The organism is Chengkuizengella sp. SCS-71B (assembly GCF_040100845.1).
GTDB lineage: Bacteria > Bacillota > Bacilli > Paenibacillales > KCTC-33759 > Chengkuizengella.
Genome location: NZ_JAZHSH010000001.1, coordinates 2,053,733 through 2,077,260, shown reverse-complemented (window position 1 = coordinate 2,077,260; position 23,528 = coordinate 2,053,733). Strand labels below are relative to the sequence as shown.

Sequence of the window (23,528 nt, the reverse complement as noted above, 5' to 3'; positions counted from 1 at the left end):
TTTAGTACGACATTGACAACAAATTATAAATATCCTATATCATAATTAATACTAATTTAATAAAACTCAAATAATTTGAAAATAAATATACATTAACATTGAGAATATGTTATGATAGTTTTTAAACCAAATGGAGGTTAGGAGGAAAAAGATGAGGAATCAGTCCATTTTATTTGATCTTGATGATACATTAATTCATTGTAATAAATATTATAAAAAAGTCTTGGACACGTTTATAGAATTGATGAACGATTGGTTTGGTGAGGATGGAATCACAAAACAACAAATAAAAGAAAAACAACTAGAAATAGACATTCATTTAGTTGAAAAGTATGGTTTCTCAGCTGAACATTTCCCTCTGTCTCTAGTAAGAACTTATAAATTTTTCTGTAAACTCATTGTTAAAAAAATAGACAAAACTAAAGTAACATTACTGAAAGAATTAGGGGAAACCGTATATAGTCAAGATGTAGAAGCTTATCCAAATATGTATGAAACGTTGGATAGATTACAAGGAGATGGGCATCATCTTCATTTATATACAGGTGGGGAAAACTCTATCCAATATAAGAAAATAAAACACTTAGGATTAGAGGACTTTTTTGGAGAACGTATTTATATAACAAAACATAAAACATTACAAGCTCTAAAGAATATTGTATTTAAAGAGCAATTAAAAGTTGATGAAACTTGGATGATAGGCAATTCCTTAAGAACAGATGTTAAACCTAGTTTACAAATTGGACTCAATACAATCCATATCCCTTGTGAAACTGAATGGAAATATAACATTGTTGAATTAAATATCAAGCCCAAAAATATATTCTATACATTAAAAAGCTTACAGGAAGTTCCTGATTCCATAGTTCAAGGAATTGAGAGAAAATAGATTTAATAATAACTATAAGGTAAGTCAAATAAAAATCAAATTCCCTTTTTAATCATCAATTTTATATCTCTATATACTTTTTAGAGTAATGACTTAATGTTAATAATGGGAATATATGATTGTAACTATGATAATAAATGTACGATAAGTCTGGAAATCCTGCACCAGTTGGATAATCCAGATTTTTTTTGTTTTCTACTATAAATTGGAGCCCTCGTTTCATTTCTTTTGTAGGCTCATCCTCTATAGCAATTAAGGCGTCCATAACCCAAGCTGACTGAGTTGTTATGCTAAAACTAAGTCTCACATACTTTTTCAAAATGTTACTTGAACACGATTCCCCCCATCCCCCATCATTATTTTGGATTGAATACAACCAACGTTTTGCCTTTTGTATGATTGGATCTTTAACTTCGACTCCAACTGCTAATAATCCTGTGATGGCCGACCAAGTACCATAAATGTAACAAATACCCCATTTCCCATACCATGAACCATCAGATTGTTGATTTCTTTTTAACCAATTTATAGCCGCTTTTACTTGAGGGTGATCTTTTTTTAAATTTGCATAATTTCCAAGTAACTCTAATGTCCTTCCAGTTAAATCTGCACTGGAGGCATCCAGTGCCCCATCTTCGACATGATCAACAGGCAATATAGTAAATATTTTTTTATCTACATTTTTCTCAAATGCAGGCCACCCACCATCATCATTTTGCATAGATAGAATCCAATTTAAACCACGATTCCATGCTTGAAGAATTTTTTTATCATGTTTTGATGTTTCATACATTGCTCTTAATACAGCAGTTGTATCATCAATGTCTGGATTTTTCGTATTGCCCTCTGTAAAACCCCAGCCTCCAGGTTTTCCATCTGGATTATGAATCGCCCAATCACTCTTTATGCGTTGTTGTTGACCCTCTAAGTAATTAATTGAGTTTTTTATACTAGATTCTTCAAAAGGAACACCTGCTTCTTGCAAACTATAGGATATAAGCGCAGTATCCCAAATTTGAGAAGGTGAATTTTCCACATGTTTTTTACCATTAAAATCACACGTGTAAGCTTTCATTGAATTTATTGCATTATTTATCAATGGATGTGACCGATTATAACCAAGTGCTAAGAAGCTATATATCATTAAACAAGTTGCACTTGTATAATTGTATAAGGTACCATCTGACTCTAATCTTTGTAACATAAACTTTTTTGTTTTTTTATAAGCTTTACTTTGAAGTAAACATGAAAGTTTATATTGTCTTTTAACTTCATCTTCAATGTAATTTCTTAAAGAGATGACGTCTTTGTATTCAGTTTGAGACCTTTGAACATCAGCAGAAGTAGAAGGTGCCATTAAATGAGATATATCTGGGGTATGTTCGGATTTTATTGAATAATTTAAATTGCCTACAATCATGCTTGGTGCTAAATATACTCTTGCATAACTACTTAAATCAAAAAAATTCAATGGGAATTTTGTTGGTAGTAACATGAAAGTGATTGGGATTGGAAAAGGTTTTGGCCAAGGATATTGCCCATTAACTGCTAGTAATGCTTTAACCAAAAAATGAGCTTTCCTTAATCCACCCATAGCGAGGATTTGCTTTTCTGCTTTTTTCATATTTGGATCGGTTTTCTTAAAGTAACCTGAAAAAAGCAAAGCATTGTAAGCTGAAACAGAAGCAGTGATATTTCCTGGAGCTTCATCTTTATAATGCTTCCATGCTCCGTTACTCTCTTGTTTATCTACTATATATTCAGTGACTGAACGTATAAACTTTTCGTCTTGATGCTGGATTGCTCGCATGGTCATAATCATAAATGCATCAAACATCACACCATCTTGAAAACAGTAATGCCATGCGCCATTTGGAGATTGATTTTCCTTTAAATTTTCTGTACGTTTTTTTATTTCTTGAATGATTTTACTTTCTGTAATCAAAGTTGATCATTCCTTTTTAAGTGGGTTAATAATATGTATTAATCCACTTAAAAAGCTATTCATTTTTTCACTAAGTTCATTATAATAAATCTGGTTTATAACGTTTAGCTAACAATTAGAGGAATTAAAAAATATATACCTAAAATCATTCCTTCATTAAAAAAGATGCTTTTTTATGGGTTGCTTATCCTAAAAAAGTTCTAAGATTAGTTCTGACATTACGAGGGGCACGGGTTGGGAAAGTTTAAAGGAGTTAGGATACCAAGGTGTTGTCCTTATTTCTATAAATGAAACATGCTGCTTTTCGATTACGGAATAAAGGGAAATAAATCATATCAAGGAAAAGAAAATAATCAAGAGTAGATATCATATGTACAATAAAAGACGGCTATCATAAATAACCGTTAAATGAATATAAATATCATCTTGTGGAGGCTCTCTTTTGTATAAGTTTGGGGTACGCTGCATTAGTCTTCTTGTTTCTAAAATTTCTTTTAAATTAGGTTCAAGAAATATGAACCCCTCAGAGAAGTAAACACTAGTCGTTATACGTTTTTGATGCATTTATAGCACGTCGTTCTATCTCGTCTATTAAAACTTTGTCCCAGAATAAAAAGTCTAATCTTAGACTATTTTTTTGATCATTGTTATTTACAATTAAAATTACTTTTTTGTTTAATTTAATTTCTGTAATATCACTCCACTTCCATTTGTCTGTCGGTTCTTTAAATCTATTGTCATAATATATAAAATAATCTTCTTCTATTTCTATTTTATGCAATTTAATAAACAATGCACCAACCATTATAATTATACCAATACCACTAATTATTAATATTGTATTTATCCACCAAGACGAAGTACCGAATATCATAAATATTATTCCAGGGATCAATAATCCTAAAAAAAAATACATTACTGTTGATTTCATATAAAATTCAGTCTTCATATTATTCCTCCTAATTTAAGTTAAACCAATCATATAGTTTATTTTGAAACTTTGAAACTAGGAATGTGGCTCCTGCGCCAGCACCTGCAGCACCTGCAGTACCACATTGAAGCGCACGTAGAGGATTTCTACCACATAAAGCAATTCCAGCTCTTCCTCCAAGTTGACCAGCTTTATAACTAACATAGGATCCACCTAAGATAATAGCAGATTTTACAGGTCTTTTGTATAATGGAAGATCCTTATCTAACATAGTCAATGTTACATCAGTTGCAGTTAAACCATATGAAAAGACGGCTGCTGGATATTTCAACCAAGGATATTTAGGCTCATAATAATTTCCTAGGGTTTCAACATTACCCTTCCCAGTAATGCATCGGATTTACAACAACAAAATCGTATCCTTTCGCTTTAAGGAAATACGCTAGGCTAAACCAGAAATGACCTGTAGGTTCTACCCTTAAAATGACATGCTGCTTGTTGTTTTCCTTTCTCTGATGCTCTATCCATTTCACTAGCTGCCCAAATCCATGCATACGGTTTTCCTAACCAACCAAAAATCTTATTTTCACCTCATGAAACAATCCCAGCTGAAACTACTCCTCCAATTGTCCCACCTATAGCTCCTCCAGGAGCAGCGCCAGCACCAAAGCTGATTGATCCTCCGATCCCTGCACCTACAATTGTAGATAAAGTAGTGCCTGCTGCAGTCAGTCCAACGCCAACTACCTTAATTCCACCTTTTATCCATTTTTGGCCATCCATTAACTCCTTATCTCTAACAATATCCACACCGCTGGTTACACCAGTATAAGCGTATCCGAATACTCCAACTTTTGGACCAACCGCTAAATATGGCTTGTATCTTACTTCGTACTTCTTATAGGATTCAGAGTCATTTAGATAATAGGGATCGGGTCTTGGTTCATAGTAAGATCTATATTGTTCATAGTTTTGAGTATATCCTCCTATACCAGCTACTCCACCATTAATACCAGATCCAATCCAATCAACATCTTGATGCCACTCGTTTGAACGATTATACATTGAATCAAAAATCTTTTATAAATTACCATCATCGTCAATGAACCATCCCTGTATGATCTGCATACATCACTGGATTATTCGCAGTATAACTGTAAGCATTCAAAGATAATACTGGGTCCTTAGAAAGAAAACGTCCAATTTCAGAAAAAGAGACCGACTCTACTAGTCGATCTCTAAATAGTTAAATTTAATTAGTCAATCATTCTATCTCGCTCATTATCTTATAATCCTTTAAGTTGGTCACATCAAACGCTTCTATTTTCCCAATAACACTAAAACAGTAATTGTTATAATACCAATGATACAAAAAGCTACCAATCCTGAGCTATAGATTACTATTTTCCTTCTGTATGGGTCATCCTTCACTTGCATATAACCACCAATCATAAATAATGGTACGCCCAATAAACCAGGTAAGGCAAGAATTTCAATTATATCTATATAGTTTGGAAATAATTCCAAATCTGATGTGATTTTGAAAATACCCGCAAAAAATGCGGAAGACGAAATTAATAACATACTTAACAATATAGTTTTATAATATTTATGAGTATTTTTCAAATAATAAGTTGCTAATCCTATAGCACTACCCCATGCAATAAATAAGTATAGCGGTAGGGGCATACTATTAAATAATAAACTCATTGACACATCACTCCTCATCAATCAAATAATTTACGTTTAACCCAATCAACACCTATGCTTACACCTGTCCCTAATGCTATACCACCACCAACAACAGCAATTACAGGAGCGCCAAAACCTACAGCGACAGCAGCCCCCCCAACTACAATTCCTGTTCCTAAAGTGGTTATACCTGCAGCCTACCACCGATCATTGCCTTCGTAATCCTGAAAATCATTGTAGATTTGATATCCCGTAAGACCTAATAATACTGGACCTGACACCTTAGTAGCCCCCGCCACAATCTTTTTCGCTGTCGAGGGATACCTCACACCATCCCTTATGGGACTATACTTATGCAATTGATAAGGAATCGGCTTATTTTTCAATAGCTCCTGAGCTAAATAATTACCGAATAAAGCATCTGCAGTTCCATTTATACCGTTTATTGCTAAATTAGTAGTAAAAGAAGTGCTTTTTGTAGTTGTACTACTATTCGTAGTTCTACTAGGATACATTGAATCAAAATCTTTTATAATGTTACCATCATCGTCAATATCAACAGGAACCATTCCTGAATAATCTGCATACATCACTGGATTATTCGCAGCATAAGTGTAAGCATTTAAAGATAACACTGGGTCCTTAGAAAGAAAACGTCCAATTTCAGGATCATAATAACGTGCTTTTAAATAATATTTATCGATATCAGACTCGTAATAATATCCAGTATATCGGAATGGGTTTAGATTAGCTATTTCATTATCGATTAATGATGTTACATTTCCAAAAGCATCATATTCATATTGTGAAACTGTCGTTCCATTATCATTTCAAGTAATATCCATACTTTCAAGTTAACCAATAAGAAAGAAAAGAGACCGACTCTAATAGTCGATCTCTTTTCTGCAGCCTGTTGAGAAACCTCAACAGGTGTATTTTCATTCAATTACTTTAAGAATTTACCGCTGTAATATGTTATAATATAGTAAATAACATTAGGCGGTGATCTCATGCTTCGTTCTGAATCTCACTCACAAAATACATATGAATTTGTTTGTATTGAAGAGCTTGTTCCTCAAAATAATCTTTTACGCAAAATAGATAAGCATATTGATTTTTCTTTTATTATTGACTTAGTCAAACCCTACTATTGTGAAAATAACGGTCGTCCTTCCGTTGATCCTATTGTTCTTTTCAAAATGATGTTCATTGGTTATTTATATGGTATACGCTCTGAACGTCAATTGGAGCGTGAAGTTCAAATGAACATTGCATATCGATGGTATTTAGGGCTCGGGTTAACCGATCGTGTTCCTGATCATAGTACCATTAGTTTACAAAGACAACGCCTTAAGGGAAGTCAGATGTTTCAAGAAATATTTGATCGTATTGTGTTTCAAGCCATAGAGCATCGTATGGTTGCAGGACGTGTACTCATTACAGATTCTACTCATTTAAAAGCAAATGCAAATAAGCGAAAATATACCAAACAAGAAGTCACGAAAAGTACGAAAAGTTATCTGAATGAATTAGAGAAAGCGGTACAGAAAGATCGAGAATCCCATGGAAAAAAGCTTTGAAACCACGGAAGGAAGTGATAGAAACTAAGAAAACAAAAGTGAGCACCACAGATAAAGAGAGTGGATATATGGTAAGGGACGGAAAGCCAGAAGGGTTCTTTTATCTTGATCATCGAACGGTAGATCATAAATACAATGTCATTACAGATGTACATCTTACAGCTGGGAATGTCCATGATTCCGTGCCTTACATGGAACGCTTAGAACATCAAATGGAGAAATTCAATTTTAAAGAAACCCTAGAGGCAGTCGCCTTAGACGCTGGGTATTTAACCACACCGATATGCAAGAAATTAAATGATAAAAAGATCTTTGCAGTCATTGGACATCGGTCCTACACTCCTGTAAAAGGATTGATTAAAAAGTGGAGATTTAAATTTGATCCTGAAAAAAATGTATATGTCTGCCCTAGCAAGCATGTATTAAAGTACAGTACACCGAGGTTAAGTTGCTCCGCCTGTTATTAAAATGACCATCCCAACACATGTGGCTAAGCTAATTATTTGGACGTCCCTACTTTTCGGAAGATTATCCACCACATCTACCATCACTGGTTCACTTGCGTCCCGTTCCAATAACCGCCATCAGCTTCCTTCAGACCCCTTTGTCACCAAAGACGCCCTTGCTTACAGCTTTCTTCCCAATTAGCTAGGTGATAGGCTTTCTTTCAAGCCATCGGCTCGGCAACATGCCTCGCAAACAAAAAAGAGACCGACTCTATTAGTCGATCTCTAAGTAGTTAAATTTAATTAGTTACTATTACTATCTCACTCATTATCTTATAATACCTTAAACTGAGCGTATCAAACTCTTCTATTTCCCCAAAAATGCAATTGCAACCGATATTGTAAAAGTAATACAAGCAAGTATAAGCAATCCTAAGCCAAAAATTACTATTTTCCTTTTTTCTGGGTCATCCTTCACTTGAATATAACTTCCAATCATAAAAAATGGAATACCTAAAAAACCAAGTATGGCAAGAATCTCAATCTTTTCTTTATATTTTTGAAATAATTCCAATGATGATATGATTCTTAAAATACCCACAAAAAATGAACTAGACGACAATAATAATATACCTAACAACATAATTTTATTATATTTATGAGTATTTTTCAAAAAATAAGTTGATAGACCTATAGCGCCACCCCATGCAATCAATAAATAGAGCGGAAGAGGCATACTATTGAATAAAAAACTCATAGATACATCCCTCCTCGTCAACCAAATAATCTACGTTTAAACCAGCCAGCAGCCCAGCCAGCAGCCGTTCCCACTACTGCACCAGTAACCACGGCTACTGCTGCAGGAGCGACTGCTGCAGCTACAAAAGTAGCTCCAACTCCAACTAATGCTCCAGTAATAGTTAAAGTAATAGCACCCACCAGTTCTTTGCCTTCATAATTCTGAGTATCTTTGATGATATCAATTGCAGTAACTAAAGCTATTGCTGGACCTGCCAGCTTAGAAGCACCCGCCACAATCTTATTTGCTGTTGAAGGAGCCCTTGTACCATCCTTTATGGGACCATATTTATTAAGTCGATACTGAAATGTGCTAGGTTTCATTAGGGACTCGGATACATGCTTACCGTATAAAGCATCACTAGCTCCATACATTATGTTCCATCCTACGTTTTTCGCTAAGTCATGAGTTATAGAATTACTTGTATCTCCTGTGTTTGTAGTCCTACTAGGATACATTGAATCAAAATCTTTTATAATGTTACCATCATCGTCAATATCAACTGGAACCATTCCGGAATAATCTGCATACATCACTGGATTATTCGCAGCATAAGTATAAGCATTCAATGATAATACTGGGTCTTTGGAAAGAAAACGGCCAATTTCAGGATCATAATAACGTGCTTTTAAATAATACTTATCAATATCAGACTCGTAATAATATCCAGTATATCGGAATGGATTAAGATTAGCTACTTCGTTATCGATTAATGATGTTACATTTCCAAAAGCATCATATTCATATTGTGCTACTGAGTTTCCATTCTCATCAGTCATACGAATAACATTTCCATGTTTATCATAATGATACCAATACTGTTCATTTTGATAACTCATAAAGATGGGTGCATCTCCTCCACCATAAGTGAATCGGTACACTTTTCCATCACTTTGGTTTACATATGAAATACGATCTCCATCATAATGGAATTCTTTAGTAACTCCATTCGTTGTTGCTGTATCTCTTCTACCTAAAGCATCGTAACTGTATTGCGCTATGGTAGTCGCACCTTGTTTTACTTCTTGTAGCATTTGATCATCACCCCATACATACGTATAGGTTCCATCATCAATGATATTTCCGTTAGCATCGTATTGATATGCTTTGTTACCTACAGATAATAAACGATTCTTCTCAGCATTATAACTGTATTGTTTCGTTACTCCATTTTCAATAACTAAAGTACGATTTCCTAATTCATCATATTGATACTCAATCGTTGTATTATCAGAATATTTCTCTAATAACAACTGACCCATGGAATCATAAGTGTACTCTACCCAAGAAGCATTCATGTCATCCCATATCTTAACGATGTTACCATTTGCATCGAAATCATAACGGAATTTATCAAGTACTTCACCAGCATGTTCATTTCTCACTTCAGTCACTTGACCTTCGTTATTATGAACGAAATACATGCCTGTATCATTACTATGATACATTTTTACTAATTGATTTCCTTCATTAAATAAATACCAAGAATTCCGATTTGTTGAAACATCATGGAATTGTTTTAATTGGCCGGAACTATCATAAGTGTATTTATTGTTCCAGGTTGTAGCTCCATAAGTGACTGCTACATTTGTCCGTTGTCCTAAATCATTATAGGTGTTCGTAATATAGTTTGTTCCATTTGGCTCTATTAATTTTGTTAAACGATTCATAACATCAAATTCAGCTGAAAATTGAGATGAATCTGTACCAAAACCAACTAAATTATGATTAACATCATACTCATAGCTAAATTGTTTAGACGGATTTCCATTAGCATTGTTAAATGACATATCCGTTAATCTTCCTGCATGATCGTATCCCATTTGAGTGGATTGATCACCTGGAAGAGTAATTCTCTCTAATCGCCCTGAATTATCAAAATTATATAAAGATGTATTACGATGTGTTATTCCATTTATGGTGACATCCTCGTCCATTCTTGCAAGCTGATTTAACTCATTATATTGGAAAGACAACCATGTGTTAAAATTTGGATCTGTTATGGATGATATATTCCCATTGTTATCATATCGATAAGAAGTTGTTTTTTCAACGACACTATTATTAATCGCTCCTTGATATGGGAACTTCTCTAACTCAACCTGATTTCTCATATTATATTCAAAAGAAGTTCTGTTTCCTAATGCATCTGTAATGTCCAAAATATTACCCGTTGTTGATTCTGGAGTCATGCTTACTTGATTTCCATTAGGAGAAGTCACTTTGTTTAAATAATTACCTGAATTATCATATTGAATTTGTGTTCTAAACTCGCCCTCTTGCAATCTAATATTATCAAAATAAGCTACTCCACTACCTGCTCGCATTTGCACTCCTACAGCAAGTTTCTCAGTACCTCTAGGTAAGTTAGAAGAATCTACAGTTAAGGAAACTCTTTTCCAATCTGTTGAGTCTGTTATTTCATTTGATGCAACTTGTCCTATCCAAGTTCCAGATTGATCATAGGCATGTACAAGTAAAACGGCAGAAGAACTTACATCTACAGTTTTAATGTAACCCACTGCAGTATAATTTTTGCTTGAATCAAATGGTACTAATTCACCTGTTCTAGTTGCACTTTCCCAACTTGTAGGATTAACCATTTTTAATGAGTGACTTCCTGTATACACATTTCCGTTTGAAGTATTTAGATCTACCCATTGTCCTGTTAAATTGCCGTTTCCAGATGAACGATACCAACCATCAGGCCAGCCACTATTGTCATAATCATATTCAAATGATGAATTATCTACATAATTATATTTAGATATCGTTGATGAAGGTACATCTACTACTGTGAACTTCACATCATCAAACCAAGCTTTAGCATCCACTGGCATATGATTAAATGTTGGTATGACAGCAACATATTCAAAATCTTTTTCAGCTTCGATGACCCTTGAAATTTCCTGCCAATCTAGCTTATTTCTATCAAATGTAACCCCTAACCAATTGTAAGTTCCATCTGTATATTTAAACTCTAGTTGTAATCCCCAAAATCCACCAGTAGATGGAACATTCTCAGGTTTACTATATCCAGATAAATTAAATTTCGTTCCTTTTGGTCCAGATAAATATAACGTTTGTTTAACATATTTGTAATCGTTTGGAGTGCCTGATATTTTTTCAGAAGCAACCCCATGAATTTTTTCAGAATAATCAATATTAATTCCTTCAGTGTCTACGCTAGGATACCATTCATCAGCTAAAGAAGTTTGATCGATGTCGTTATCGAAACTTTGGTTTGTTACTAAAATATTGCCTGAACGCCCTGAACCTGTTTCAAACATTAAATTGTCAAACCAAGCTTCCCCTGTTCCTTGAATACCTACTTGAACTGTTGCTTTAAATGCATCATTAGGGGCAACGATTCCAGTAGATTTACGTTGCCAATCTGTTCCCCATGAACCTGATTTACTAATTGATAGGTTAGACACATCAGAAATCTTAGTACCATCACTTCGATACCATGTAACTAACATCTCTGTTGATGTATTGCCTCCTAATTTCATGCTGGCACTTAAGCTGTAGGTCATTTCTGGCGTAACATCCATTGAATACTGCATTTTTCCATATAAGCCACTAGTACTGTTGGATTTCATATGAAGCGATTGATAGCCATCATCTTGTTGATCCGTACTAACTTCGAAAGCTTCACCACTTTGTAAGCTTCTTGTCGTATCCCAACCTAGTGGCGTACTGCCGTATTCAAGCCCACTATTATATACCAAGTTATTGGCTAAGCTCATTGCTTCCGAGACGCTAACCATATTTCCATTATTCTCATAATCCATCATCACAGTTTTTCCTGTTGGATCAGTAATATCCGTTGGATTATTATTGTTATCGTAACTAATACCTTCAACATTATTTAACGGATCCTTTGTGGAAATTACATTGTTATCGATATCATAGTTTTGATTAATCGTATTCCCATCAGGTGTAGTTATGTTTAATGGTAAACCGTTATTACCATAAGTAATTTTGGTCGTTTGATCATTTGGTCTTATAATTTCATACAAAAAGTTTTTTGCATCCCACTTATAAACTGTTGTAGCTGTTTCTGTATCATTTAATTTAACATCCTCCTGTACAACATGACCATTATCATTCGAATGATATACAGTTCTTTCTCCATTCATACCTTCCACTGTTACTAAACGAGGAGAAACACTTGTATCGTAAGTGTATGTGTTTGTAATGGATGCTCCATTTAGTGTTCTGGTTACATCTATGATGCGATCATACTCATCATAATTATAACTTGTTACATTGCCTTCAGCATCTGTTACTGATGCTAATAAAGAAGTTCCTGATTTATACGTGTAAGAACTAGTAATAGTTTCAGAACCATCTGTAACCGTAACAGATTCTAATAAATGTGAACTATTGTATGCATATTGAGCCCTTCTGCCTTTAGGATCAATGACATAATCAACTTTGCCATCTCCTACTTTAAAATGAACAGTTGTTACTCTACCTGAGGCATCGGTGATACGTAATTCATTTGCATTTTTGTCTTCTGTAAAGGTTGTTACATTCCCATTTGCATCTTCTATTTGGAGAAGATCTCCTGTAAATCTACTAAAATAATAAGTGGTTTGATCCGTAGTAGTTAGTAAAAAATCATCTGTAATTGGATCTACACTTAATGAAGCGGTTGTACCTGCAGGTGGTGAATATTCAGTCACATCCGTTCTTTCATATACCTTACGTACCCCAGTTCCATCCTGCACCGTTACAGAACCGTATAAATCCCACACTCTCATATCTAATACAGAATGCCAATTGGAGCCAAATAATGAAGTAGGTACTCTTGAGTCTTCACGACTATTATAAGTTCTGCCTACACCTACATCAAAACCAAGTCCTGATGTTGCTAAATCTATAGCAGATAAAGATAAATTTCCTTTATACGGCATGACACCATCACCCGTATAGGTCCAATAATGATTCATACCTACTGGATCTATAATATATTCAATGGTCATATTTGGATGATAAGGTGCATCACTATGATTACTTGAAGTAAAACCTACTGCTTCTGCAGAATCCGGATTCGTAACCAATGCAATACCATTATTTGCTTCATATCCTTCATACCAATCTTTTAAGAAGCTAGTTAAATCAAAATTTGACCAACCTGAGGAAGAAACATCAAAAGATTGAACTACTGAACCTTTTTGAGGTCGATTGTTCCAATCTACACCACCTTCATGCCACCACTCACTAATGGAATATACATCAACTGTTGTTGAGGTTGTTTTTGGCAAATAATTATATAATGAACCTTCTGCTTGAATGACTTTTGCTCCGTCAGGTAATGAAGGTAGCGCAAAACGAATGTAAGCTTCCGCTGTTCCTTCTTCAAATGACCCTGCATATACATGATCGTAATATTTATAGTTTGTTGTTGGTGTTGCACTATTTACATACGTATCATCAAATGGTTTATAGGAGACATCAATTGTTGGATCTATAACGATAGGAAACTTTCTCTTATTGTCTTGAATCCAACTCGAATCAGCCTCAATATCAAGGAAGACTCTGCCATCTTCTTCACGAATTTCCTGAGTTACGGCATCAGAGTAATCTTTGTTTTTCTTAGCATCAAACATAAATGGTTTAGGTATGATAAATGCAAATTCAGATGTATCTGCATATTGAAATTCTATTGAACCATCTTCCAATGTTGTATAGTTAAGATTATCTAATAATAACTCAAATGAATAAGAGGTAGGAGCATCACTAGAATGTAAAATAATTTCTTCTTTTAACTTGTCAGATTCAACATAATATAGGAAATCTGTATTTTTGTAAATTTGTTGATATGAAATCTTATTATCTAAAAATTCACCGACACTAGACTTTGCATTAACTGGATACATTTCAATCCTAGCATTTTTTATTTCTAATTGAGTGATCGGCTCATCATATACATTTGTTACTGGCTCAGTGACTTCTACTGGTTCTTCAACCACTGGAACCTCTGATGGTTCAGTTACTTCTACTGATTCTTCAGTTGCTGGCTCTTCTACTGGCTCAGTGACTTCTACTGGTTCTTCAGTTGTTGGCTCTTCTACTGGCTCAGTTACTTCTACTGTTTCAGTTGTTGGCTCTTCTACTGGCTCAGTTACTTCTACTGTTTCAGTTGTCGGCTCTTCTACTGGCTCAGTTACCTCTACTGGTTCTTCAGTTGCTGGCTCCTCCACTGGCTCAGTTACTTCTACTGCTTCTTCAGTTGCTGGTTCCTCCACTGGCTCAGTGACTTCTACTGCTTCTTCAGTTGTTGGCTCCTCCACTGGCTCAGTTACCTCTACTGGTTCTTCAGTTGTTGGCTCCTCCACTGGCTCAGTTACTTCTACTGGTTCTTCAGTTGCTGGAACATCTGTTACTTCTTCTAACAAAGTTGATCCAATAAATTCAGTGAATTGAACTTCAAATCTATTCGCTTTGTTTTTAAAATCTAGTTCTTTTTTTGGTTTACCCTTTTCCGGTTTATCTTTTTTGGGTTTATCCTTTTCAGAATTATGTACTAAATTATTATCAATTTCTTTCCACTTCTTAGTTTCCTTATCTTGATAAAAAATACTTTCTTGACTTACTTCTGCAACAAACGTACCATCATCCTTAATAAAATGTTTAGTATTTGCTGTTCGCCATTCAGGTATCTCTACAACTGATCCTTTTGGTAATTTGTCAGGAAATTTTAATTTATCTTTTTTTTCTGCTACTGGTAATGGTCTATCTCCATTGGTCTGTGCAGCATTTGCAGTAGGTACCAATAACGAAAAAATGAGTAAAAAACTTAACATTACATTAATAAATCGAAAACTTCTTTTGTTTAACATGAATAAAAAATTCCTCCCAGATGATATTCTTAGATATTTTCCTAGTAATTCTTATGTAATAACCCCCCCCCTATCTGTCCACTCTCCTTCTACAATATTAATTAAACATTAAAATAACATTAAGAAAACACTAAGATAACGTTAAATATAAAATGAGGTGGAATTTAAATCAAGTAAATATAATTGGCTTTGAAGGGATATTTTACATATTAACTTAGCGCTTTTTAAAAATTAAATTCTCTATTATTTTATAAGAGAAAAAATATCACTCTGATTCTATAGATTTTTGATGTCTTCAAAATAAATAAAACCAAGTGCTAATGTTAAACACTTGGTTATTCATGAAAATTATTAACCTAAAATCTATATACTATTTATAAAATAACAGATTTTTATATCAAGCCAATTCCTTATAATGAGAAGTATCCCCATATAAACGAATGAAAGCTTCATTCTGTTCATCTATTTCTACCATACTAAGACTAGTTTGATAAATATGTGGAGAATCCCAAAAATCAATCAACTCTTTTTTTTCAAAGTAAGACATAATAGTTTTTAATGTAAGGCCATGAGTTACAATTAATATCGTTTTCCCTTCATGTTTTGATAAAATATCCTTTACAAACGGGATTACCCGATTATGCAAATCTTGAAAACTTTCTCCTCCTATTGGTTCATATAAATGGGGTGTTTTCCAAAATGCATGGTGTTGTTCTGGATATTTTTGTTCAAGTTCACTAATTACCTGACCTTCCCACTCTCCCATATTTATTTCTCTTAATACATCTGCTTGAATAATCTCTATGTCTCTTTGATTCCTAACAAGCTCGGCTGTTTTTCTTGTTCTTCCACTTGAACTAGCATAAATAATATCAATCGTTGTATCATTCAATGACTCTCCTAACCATTCTGCTTGTTGAATCCCTAACGAAGTTAATGGAGAATCTTTATGACCCTGCATTCTTTTTTCTAAATTCCATTCTGTTTGACCGTGTCTGGTGATATATAGTTTGGTTGTTGTCAAAATGATTCCCTCCTAATTCATTTCTCTCTATGATTTATATTAATCTATCTTATCACAATTCAGTAGGTAGTTTATGAATACCATTTGCTAATGAATTAAGATCAACCAACGCTAAAAAAGTTGCCCTATAACAGGACAACTTTTTCATTTTAACTATTCTTTCTGAGCTACAATCAAAAACCGATGTGACCTTGCTTCTATAAAACCTTTCTCTTTGATTTTCTCATGCACGTTTTCTAACTGTTTTATATACTTTTGCACAGAAAAGTCTGGTATTTGCCAACAAATTGCTTTTAAATAAAATACAATTGCTCCGACATCATAAATTAATTCTCAACTCAGATATCGCTTTTTCTAAGTTCCAATGTATTCACTCCATGTCCATTCAATTTAAGGAAGTTATTAAGTTGAATATTGAGATTTAAGCAAACAAAAAAAGGTATTGGTGTAAATCACCAATACCCGTTTTCTATTTTGTTTTTTTTAATATTCTTTTGTTATCGTAATACGTTTTATATCATTGTCATAATAAATTTCACTATCTAAATTCTCTACAATAAATCTAAGCGGTACAAAGGATTTTCCATCAATAATAATTACGTTTGTTTCCAGTTGAACAGCTTCACCATCTACCAACACTTCATTGTTGTCAATTGCAAAAACAAGTTCTTTACCCGTTATGTTGTCAACAATGTTAATCTGTTTAGTATCTCCATCCCATTTCACACTAGCATCCAATTCATTAGAAACATAACGTAATGGTGCATAAGTTACTCCATTTTCTACAAATGGCTCATCATAAAGATGCGCTAGCTCTTTATCATCCTGAGGATACAATAAAACTTCCATTTGATTCAGTTCCATTAAACTTAACAATTGATATAAAGAAGATGTTTTATCCATTTCTTTAAACAAAAACGCAGGAGAAGAAGCATTTTCTATATCCATAATGTTTATTGCATTCGTAGTATCAATTTCGTCTATTTCTACATCTCCATCTATATTCCACATTTCATTTTCACCATAAAATTTAAATCCTTTAATTGCAGAAAACTCTTCCATTTCAGGTTGAATGACTAATTCCATTGCTTCTTTGCGAATGTTTAAATCTTTATCCACGTATAAATCCAATGTTAAATAATTTTCTTCGCTGAAAATAGCGTTTAAAATTGGATCGTTATTAAATTCCTCTAACATCGAATCTAATTCTTCTACAAAAGGTTTAACTTCAGTTATTAATGTTGTATAGAGGTACTCAATAGCTAGATCTTTATTTAACATCAATTGCATGCTAGGATCCAATAGATCTTCTTCTGTCATTACAGATTCCATAATTGGCATATATAAATCATACAATTCTGTAATTAATTGCTTTAGTTTCTCTTCATCTTCAAACATGTTTTGAATCGTTTCTACCAATAAAGGTAGCAATTCACTGCCATCGATTTTAATATGAACTTTCTTTAAATCAACATCTTCCCCATTGATTTCCTCTTCTACACTATCAACCGTAACAGTTGATGGGTTCGGTGAGTTGCTAAGAATAAAATCAGCAATAAGTTTTTGCAAGTCTATGCTCGTTTGTTGAAAATCTTCAAGATCAGATAACGAATCAAATGATTCATTAGAAATTTCTTCTATTGAATCTAATCCCAAATGAATTGGTTTTTCAATACCATCAATTAAAAATGTGTAATTAAGTTCACTATAATGCTGATTCAAAACTAATTCAAAAGGAATGTCTTCCAATACAGGTAACTGTAAAGATCCTTTCATAGATTGTTTAAATGCATCTTCAGATTTAATATTATCGATTACTAATTTCACATTATTTACATATTCTAAAACTTTTTCCTCATCTTCTGATAGTTCTACACTTTCATCAACAATAAATTCGAAAGAATATTCCCCAGAACCTTCATATGTAGATACATCTAACTGTGATATAAGTGCTTTGTTTATGTCTACTCCTCCAACAGATTGACAACCAGTAAGTATGATTCCCAATAGCAGAACAAATACCCCGGCAAATGAAAAGACTTTATTTCTTTTCACAAAATCCCCTCCCTTTTTCTTTTTTTCAAATAAATTACTTCAATTCATAATTATTAAACGTAATTCTATGAAAAAAGTTTCATCATTCAAAGTGAAATTATGTAAATTGTATGAATTATTTTAAAACATAGGCAGAAATTAATGCACCTGTATTGATAATAGCGTTCATATGAGTACGTTCCATACTATGTGATGCATGTACACCAGGACCAATTAAAGCAGCTCGTATGTCATTTCCTCCGTTTAATGCTGCGGAAGCATCAGAACCATATTGTGGATAGATGTCTACAACATAATCAATTTCCTCTTCTTTAGCTAATTCGATTAATTTGCTAGTCATATCATAGTCATATGGGCCTGACGAATCTTTAGCGCAAATGGAAACATCTAATTCTGAGCAAGATAAATCGTCTCCAATAGCCCCCATGTCAATCGCAATGAATTCTTCAATATCTTGAGGGATGAAGGCTGCTCCATGTCCTACTTCCTCGTATGTGGTAATGAAGATTTTAATTGTTTTTTCTGGTTGAATATTCTCTCTTTTCATCAATTCCATAAATCCGAATAAAGCCGCTACACTTGCTTTATCATCCAAATGTCTTGATTTAATAAATCCATTTTCAAATAATTTTGGTCTAGCATCAAAAGAGATAAAATCCCCAACACAAATTCCTAATTCTTCTACATCTGATTTAGAATGTACGATCTCATCAATACGAACTTCCATATTCTTATCTTCACGTTTCATATCTCTTGCATCTTTGTATACATGAACGGATGGATGGGTCGTTAGAATCGTTCCATCATATACACGTCCATCTCGTGTATGGATTTTACAATACTCACCTTCAATTGCATTCAACATATATCCACCGATAAGTGTAAGTTTTAAAGTTCCTTCTCCAGTAATAGAACGTACCATGGCACCCAAAGTATCTACATGAGCAGATAAACCAAGACACTGATCTGTCGCACCTTGAATCGTAATTAAACCATTTCCTTTATTCGTTTTTTCAAAAGAGAATCCAAGTTTTAAAACTTCTTCCTCTACTTTCTTCATAATATCATGACAAAATCCACTAGGACTAGGAGTTGATAGTAACTTCAATAGTATTTCTTCAACATATTTTTGATCTATTTTTGACCTAAACATCACTTCACCACTTTTAATTATTTTATTTTTTTGTGTTCTATATTGAAATATGAAGGAAAAGATACAAACTGTCAAGATGGTAATAGGAACCATATTTATGCTTCTAAGATTTTAATAAATAGTGTTACAATAAGTTAATAAAATACGTAGATTTTTGTTGAGTTATATTTTATAAAGAAAGGTAGTTGATTACATGACATATGAAGAACAAATAAATTTAAAGCTGCAGCAATGGATCCTTCAATTACAAAAAAAACCTGGAATTTTAGAAAGAAGTTCTAGAGGTTTATCAAAAAAAATAAATCAAAAAATCCCCCAAAAAGCACATGATACAATTACTGCAGCAATAAAAGGTATGATACAATCCATTATTTATGGTGTTGACATTACTCCTAAAGGGAAAGTGATAGCTACTGAATTACCTTTAGAAATAAAGGATCAAAAAGCAGAGGAATGGATTAAAAAATATAAAAAAATAGGAGCGATTGAAGGTGCAGGAACAGGAGCTGGAGGTATTTTTTTAGGATTGGTAGATTTTCCAGCGCTTCTATCGATCAAAATGAAGCTACTATTTGAATTAGCTCATATTTATGGGTATAATACGAAATATTTTCATGAAAGATTATACATCCTTAACATTTTTCAATTAGCTTTTTCTGGCTATGATCACCGATTAAAAACATTAAGCAGCATCCATAATTGGGACTCAACAGCAAAAACATTCAATGACCCTGATAGCATTGATTGGGAGAAATTCCAACAAGAATATCGCGATTCTTTGGACTTTAGAAAAATGCTGCAAATGCTTCCTGGTATAGGTGCAGTTGTAGGAGCATGGGCTAATTTTGGACTTATACAGGAGCTTGGAGATACTGCGATGAATTGTTATCGAATGCGAACATTAAAAAGTGAAATCTAATGTACAAACCCACAAAATTCCTCAACAAGAACCATTTTGTGGGTTTATCATTCATGTATATTAATTACTTAATCCAACACTGCTTTCATGTGTTCTTCTGTTATGGACCAATGGGATGCATTCCAGTAAGGTTCTCGATTTTTCACATAAATCACCTGTGGAGATTCATGCTTCACATTTAGATCTTCAGCAATCTGATTAGATACAGGTCTTGATTCGATGACCTTCACCATTAAATATTCCACTTCTCCATTTGGGTTAGTTTTTAAGTATTTTTCAAACTCACTCAAACCGTTTGAGCTTACAGGGCACGTCGTACTATGTTTTAAAATTACAAAAGGATTTTCTCTTGAACCATCAAAATAACTTTTCCATTCCTCTAACGTAGTAATTTCCTTCCAATCTTTCATGATAACACCTCATCTTTTATTATCTTTATATCGTTATTCTTTATTAATTCACCAAACCTTATCATACCACAACCTCATTTTTGTTTTCTAATCACGACTTACTGCTTTTTTCGCACTAAGAGATGCAAATGTTATCGTAATGGAACAAATCAATACAATCACTAACGCTGCATACAGCAACGGCTCAGCTTCCCACCCATCAATTAATACAGAGCGCATTCCATCAAAAATGTATGTAGTTGGATTTATTTTAGAAACAAACTTTAACCAATCTGCTTCAATGAGTTCATAAGGAACAAATGTTGTACTTAAAAAAATTAGTGGAAAAAAAACAAAAGTTCCTGCTTGCGAAGCCTGAGCATCCTTCGTTTTCAAAGCAAAAGCCACAGAATATCCTGCAAACGCTAATCCAAACCCAGCAGCTAATAATATAACAACGATCGCTCCCCCAAACCCAGCAGCTATTTCTAATCCCATCAATAAACCTACTAATAAAATTAATACCGTTTGAATAAATAATTGAATCATCCCAGCTATTATTGGACCTAATACGATGGCTATTCTTGAGGTTGGAGTTAGTAATAGCCTTGAAAAATATCCATTTTCTAAATCACGTACTAATGATTGTCCTGCTCCTCCAGACCCGCCTATAGCTCCACTTACTATGGATACAGGTAAAATAAAAGCTAGATAACTAGCTCCATCAAAGGCAGGAATATTCGAAATTCCACTTAGACCCGCTTGGTACACGACTAAAAAAAATAAACTAATGATGATATTAGGTATGAATATAAACGGATTTCGGAAAATAGCAATTGTACTTCGTTTGGTCATTAAATATGTATCAACAATAAAATTAGAGGTTGGATTCATTTAGACATCACCCCTTCCTGTCTGTTTCCCTTCTCTTCTAGATGATCCCCTGTCACCTGTAAAAATACATCATCGAGAGTCGGCGGTGCTAAATTCAAACTTACAGGGGGAATGCCTTCTCCGTCTAATTTTCGAACCATTTCAGGTAGAAAATCTGCACCGTTATCTACATAAACAGTTAGTTCTTCATTAGTCAGTCTAAAATCTTTCATCCATGGAGTTAGTACATCTTTTGCTTTTACTGCATCTTCTATTTGATGAAAAGTTAATTCAATTACATCCATACCTACCGTTTTTTTCAATTGTTGTGAAGTTCCTGAGGCAACGATTTCACCCTTGTTAATGATAGAGATTCTATCAGCTAATTGATCAGCTTCTTCTAAATACTGTGTTGTTAAAAAAATAGTGGTTCCAAACTCTCGATTCAAAGTTCGTATTTCGTCCCAAATCGCATTTCTATTATATGGATCTAAACCCGTTGTTGGCTCATCTAAAAAAAGGATTTCAGGTCGATGAACAAGACACAGTGACAAATCTAATCGTCTACGCATACCTCCTGAATATTTTCCAACTTTACGATCTGCATCATCTGATAAGTTTATTAATTCTAATAATTCTTGAGCACGTTTTATTGCATCTGACTTTGAAAAGCCAAACAATCTTGCTTGCAAGTGTAATAATTCCCTTCCAGTAAGGGAAGGATCTATTCCTGTTTCTTGTAAGGCAACACCGATTTTTCTTCGAATGGAGAATGGGTCTTTCTCTACATCGAATCCTGATACAACTGCACTGCCAGAAGTTGGATTAAGTAAGGTTGTAAGCACTTGTATCGTTGTTGATTTCCCTGCACCATTAGGTCCTAAAAATGCAAAGAACTCCCCTTCCCTAACCTCAAAGGATATGTCTTGAATTGCTTTCACATCTCCTTTAAAGGTCTTCACCAAATTTTGAACAACGATAGCATGATCAGACAAATAATAACCTCCTTATGATTTCCCATTTATAGGTATACTTTATTATCATTTTAGAGTATTTCCATCTGAATTCATACTATATTTTTTTAAAGCGATTGCTTTAAAAATCCAAACCTAATTGCATGTTCTATTTCATCCGTATACCCAAGTAAAAAAACATCTCTTACTTTCAAATCCTGTGTCATGAGATAAACATCTCGATAATCTTCATATGCTTCTAATTCATTCCTATAAGCCATTTCTAAGCCTTCCTTGTAAGATTCAAATTGCACTGGTTCTACAGTGTATATTGGGATTTGACCTGTTAATTTTGTATATAAGGCTGTAAAGTTTTTTAAATGTTTTTTTTCATCCTCTAAAGCATGAAGTATGTCAGCTTTATGTTTTTGATCTGGGGCCAATTTAACTAACCTAGTATAAAAATCTATCGCAGTCGCTTCACCTACAATAGCTTTATAAATTGCTGTAAATAATTGCTTGCATAATCCTTGCTCAGGAATTTGTATCGGTTCTTCTATCATTTGTTGAGTATTACGAACAAATTGACTGTTTGAGGGATGAAGATTAGGTTGTGAATTTTCTAAAGGATGGGCCATTGTAAACTGATACGGATTGATGTATTGATTATTATAAATAACACCCTGTGTATATGAAGGTGTATTCGAAACTTCTCTATAACTTTTTTGGAACTTGCGATTTACATTTTGGTTCATCATAAATTCCCCTTTCATATAATTAATATGTATCCTATTCTCATGAGAAGAATTTGTGATGTTATATGTAGATGTAATTGCAAAAAAAATTTAAACTTAAAATATAAAATTAGAACGAAAACTCCTATCGGAGTCTCTCGAGGTGGTAGCCGAATTCTTCTTTACACTATCATAAATTAAATAATTAAAATGTAGATAGTATAAGGGCAACTAACGATTCTGCCTTCGTCTAGACTTGCCAATCATCGAGTTTTCTTTAGAGGTAGTTTTTGTT

General features: G+C 33.7%; 18 protein-coding genes and 3 pseudogenes. 4 read left to right on the top strand and 17 right to left on the bottom strand.

Annotation, left to right across the window (positions count from 1 at the left end; translation table 11 throughout):
- The first annotated feature begins 151 nt into the window (after positions 1-151).
- Complete coding sequence (locus VQL36_RS10175; RefSeq protein ID WP_349249203.1) at positions 152-889, top strand: HAD family hydrolase; 738 nt, start codon at positions 152-154, stop codon at positions 887-889.
- Positions 890-950: 61 nt separating this feature from the next.
- Here VQL36_RS10175 and VQL36_RS10170 read toward each other — a convergent pair whose 3' ends face one another.
- The 7 genes and pseudogenes from VQL36_RS10170 to VQL36_RS10145 form a co-directional block, all read right to left on the bottom strand.
- Positions 951-2,834 carry a prenyltransferase/squalene oxidase repeat-containing protein gene (locus tag VQL36_RS10170; protein WP_349249202.1) on the bottom strand — a complete coding sequence of 628 codons (1,884 nt, stop codon included), beginning with the start codon at positions 2,832-2,834 and terminating at the stop codon, positions 951-953.
- A 538-nt stretch (positions 2,835-3,372) separates the two neighbouring features.
- On the bottom strand, positions 3,373-3,783 hold the full coding sequence (locus VQL36_RS10165; protein ID WP_349249201.1) for a hypothetical protein: 411 nt from the start codon (positions 3,781-3,783) through the stop codon (positions 3,373-3,375).
- Between the two features lie 10 nt (positions 3,784-3,793).
- The gene (locus tag VQL36_RS10160; protein ID WP_349249200.1) at positions 3,794-4,096 is read right to left on the bottom strand and encodes a hypothetical protein; all 303 of its coding nucleotides are present in this window, start codon (positions 4,094-4,096) and stop codon (positions 3,794-3,796) included.
- A gap of 58 nt (positions 4,097-4,154) precedes the next feature.
- Positions 4,155-4,328, bottom strand: a pseudogene (locus VQL36_RS10155) (IS110 family transposase); the annotation flags it as partial.
- Between the two features lie 28 nt (positions 4,329-4,356).
- Positions 4,357-4,830 (bottom strand): hypothetical protein, encoded by a 474-nt coding sequence (locus VQL36_RS10150; protein WP_349249199.1) that lies wholly within the window; start codon positions 4,828-4,830, stop codon positions 4,357-4,359.
- Positions 4,831-4,864: 34 nt separating this feature from the next.
- Entirely contained in the window at positions 4,865-4,969 is a 105-nt protein-coding gene (locus tag VQL36_RS21170; RefSeq protein ID WP_413789572.1) for an RHS repeat-associated core domain-containing protein, read from the bottom strand.
- Positions 4,970-5,085: 116 nt separating this feature from the next.
- Positions 5,086-5,475, bottom strand: coding sequence for a hypothetical protein (locus VQL36_RS10145; RefSeq protein WP_349249198.1), 390 nt, complete (start codon positions 5,473-5,475; stop codon positions 5,086-5,088).
- A 54-nt stretch (positions 5,476-5,529) separates the two neighbouring features.
- On the opposite strand from VQL36_RS10145, the gene VQL36_RS10140 reads away from it, so the two are divergent.
- Positions 5,530-5,679 (top strand): hypothetical protein, encoded by a 150-nt coding sequence (locus tag VQL36_RS10140; protein WP_349249197.1) that lies wholly within the window; start codon positions 5,530-5,532, stop codon positions 5,677-5,679.
- On the opposite strand, the pseudogene VQL36_RS10135 reads toward VQL36_RS10140, so the two are convergent.
- A pseudogene (locus VQL36_RS10135) lies at positions 5,655-6,242 on the bottom strand (RHS repeat-associated core domain-containing protein); the annotation flags it as partial. The gene VQL36_RS10140 and the pseudogene VQL36_RS10135 sit on opposite strands and share 25 nt — an antisense overlap.
- Positions 6,243-6,467: 225 nt before the next feature.
- Between VQL36_RS10135 and VQL36_RS10130 the strand changes: the two are divergent.
- A pseudogene (locus VQL36_RS10130) lies at positions 6,468-7,474 on the top strand (IS1182 family transposase); the annotation flags it as partial.
- 376 nt (positions 7,475-7,850) lie between these two features.
- On the opposite strand, the gene VQL36_RS10125 reads toward VQL36_RS10130, so the two are convergent.
- The 5 genes from VQL36_RS10125 to VQL36_RS10105 form a co-directional block, all read right to left on the bottom strand.
- Positions 7,851-8,240 (bottom strand): hypothetical protein, encoded by a 390-nt coding sequence (locus VQL36_RS10125; RefSeq protein WP_349249196.1) that lies wholly within the window; start codon positions 8,238-8,240, stop codon positions 7,851-7,853.
- 17 nt (positions 8,241-8,257) lie between these two features.
- Positions 8,258-15,133, bottom strand: a complete 6,876-nt coding sequence (locus tag VQL36_RS10120) for a DNRLRE domain-containing protein (protein WP_349249195.1) — start codon at positions 15,131-15,133, stop codon at positions 8,258-8,260.
- A 397-nt stretch (positions 15,134-15,530) separates the two neighbouring features.
- A complete protein-coding gene (locus VQL36_RS10115) occupies positions 15,531-16,157 on the bottom strand; it encodes a histidine phosphatase family protein (RefSeq protein WP_349249194.1) in 627 nt (208 codons plus the stop codon).
- A 483-nt stretch (positions 16,158-16,640) separates the two neighbouring features.
- Entirely contained in the window at positions 16,641-18,212 is a 1,572-nt protein-coding gene (locus tag VQL36_RS10110) for a copper amine oxidase N-terminal domain-containing protein (RefSeq protein ID WP_349249193.1), read from the bottom strand.
- A 115-nt stretch (positions 18,213-18,327) separates the two neighbouring features.
- On the bottom strand, positions 18,328-19,365 hold the full coding sequence (locus tag VQL36_RS10105) for a M42 family metallopeptidase (RefSeq protein WP_349249192.1): 1,038 nt from the start codon (positions 19,363-19,365) through the stop codon (positions 18,328-18,330).
- A 193-nt stretch (positions 19,366-19,558) separates the two neighbouring features.
- Between VQL36_RS10105 and VQL36_RS10100 the strand changes: the two genes are divergently transcribed.
- Positions 19,559-20,284: an EcsC family protein gene (locus VQL36_RS10100; protein WP_349249191.1), complete on the top strand. Its 726-nt coding sequence runs from the start codon at positions 19,559-19,561 to the stop codon at positions 20,282-20,284.
- Between the two features lie 68 nt (positions 20,285-20,352).
- On the opposite strand, the gene ytxJ is transcribed toward VQL36_RS10100, so the two are convergent.
- From ytxJ to VQL36_RS10080, 4 genes are all read right to left on the bottom strand, one after another.
- Complete coding sequence (gene ytxJ / locus VQL36_RS10095; RefSeq protein WP_349249190.1) at positions 20,353-20,694, bottom strand: bacillithiol system redox-active protein YtxJ; 342 nt, start codon at positions 20,692-20,694, stop codon at positions 20,353-20,355.
- A gap of 87 nt (positions 20,695-20,781) precedes the next feature.
- Positions 20,782-21,567 (bottom strand): ABC transporter permease, encoded by a 786-nt coding sequence (locus VQL36_RS10090; RefSeq protein ID WP_349249189.1) that lies wholly within the window; start codon positions 21,565-21,567, stop codon positions 20,782-20,784.
- Positions 21,564-22,541 carry an ATP-binding cassette domain-containing protein gene (locus VQL36_RS10085; protein WP_349249188.1) on the bottom strand — a complete coding sequence of 326 codons (978 nt, stop codon included), beginning with the start codon at positions 22,539-22,541 and terminating at the stop codon, positions 21,564-21,566. The genes VQL36_RS10090 and VQL36_RS10085 overlap by 4 nt, the downstream gene beginning before the upstream one ends.
- 86 nt (positions 22,542-22,627) lie before the next feature.
- The gene (locus VQL36_RS10080; RefSeq protein WP_349249187.1) at positions 22,628-23,254 is read right to left on the bottom strand and encodes a ferritin-like domain-containing protein; all 627 of its coding nucleotides are present in this window, start codon (positions 23,252-23,254) and stop codon (positions 22,628-22,630) included.
- Between the last annotated feature and the right edge of the window lie 274 nt (positions 23,255-23,528).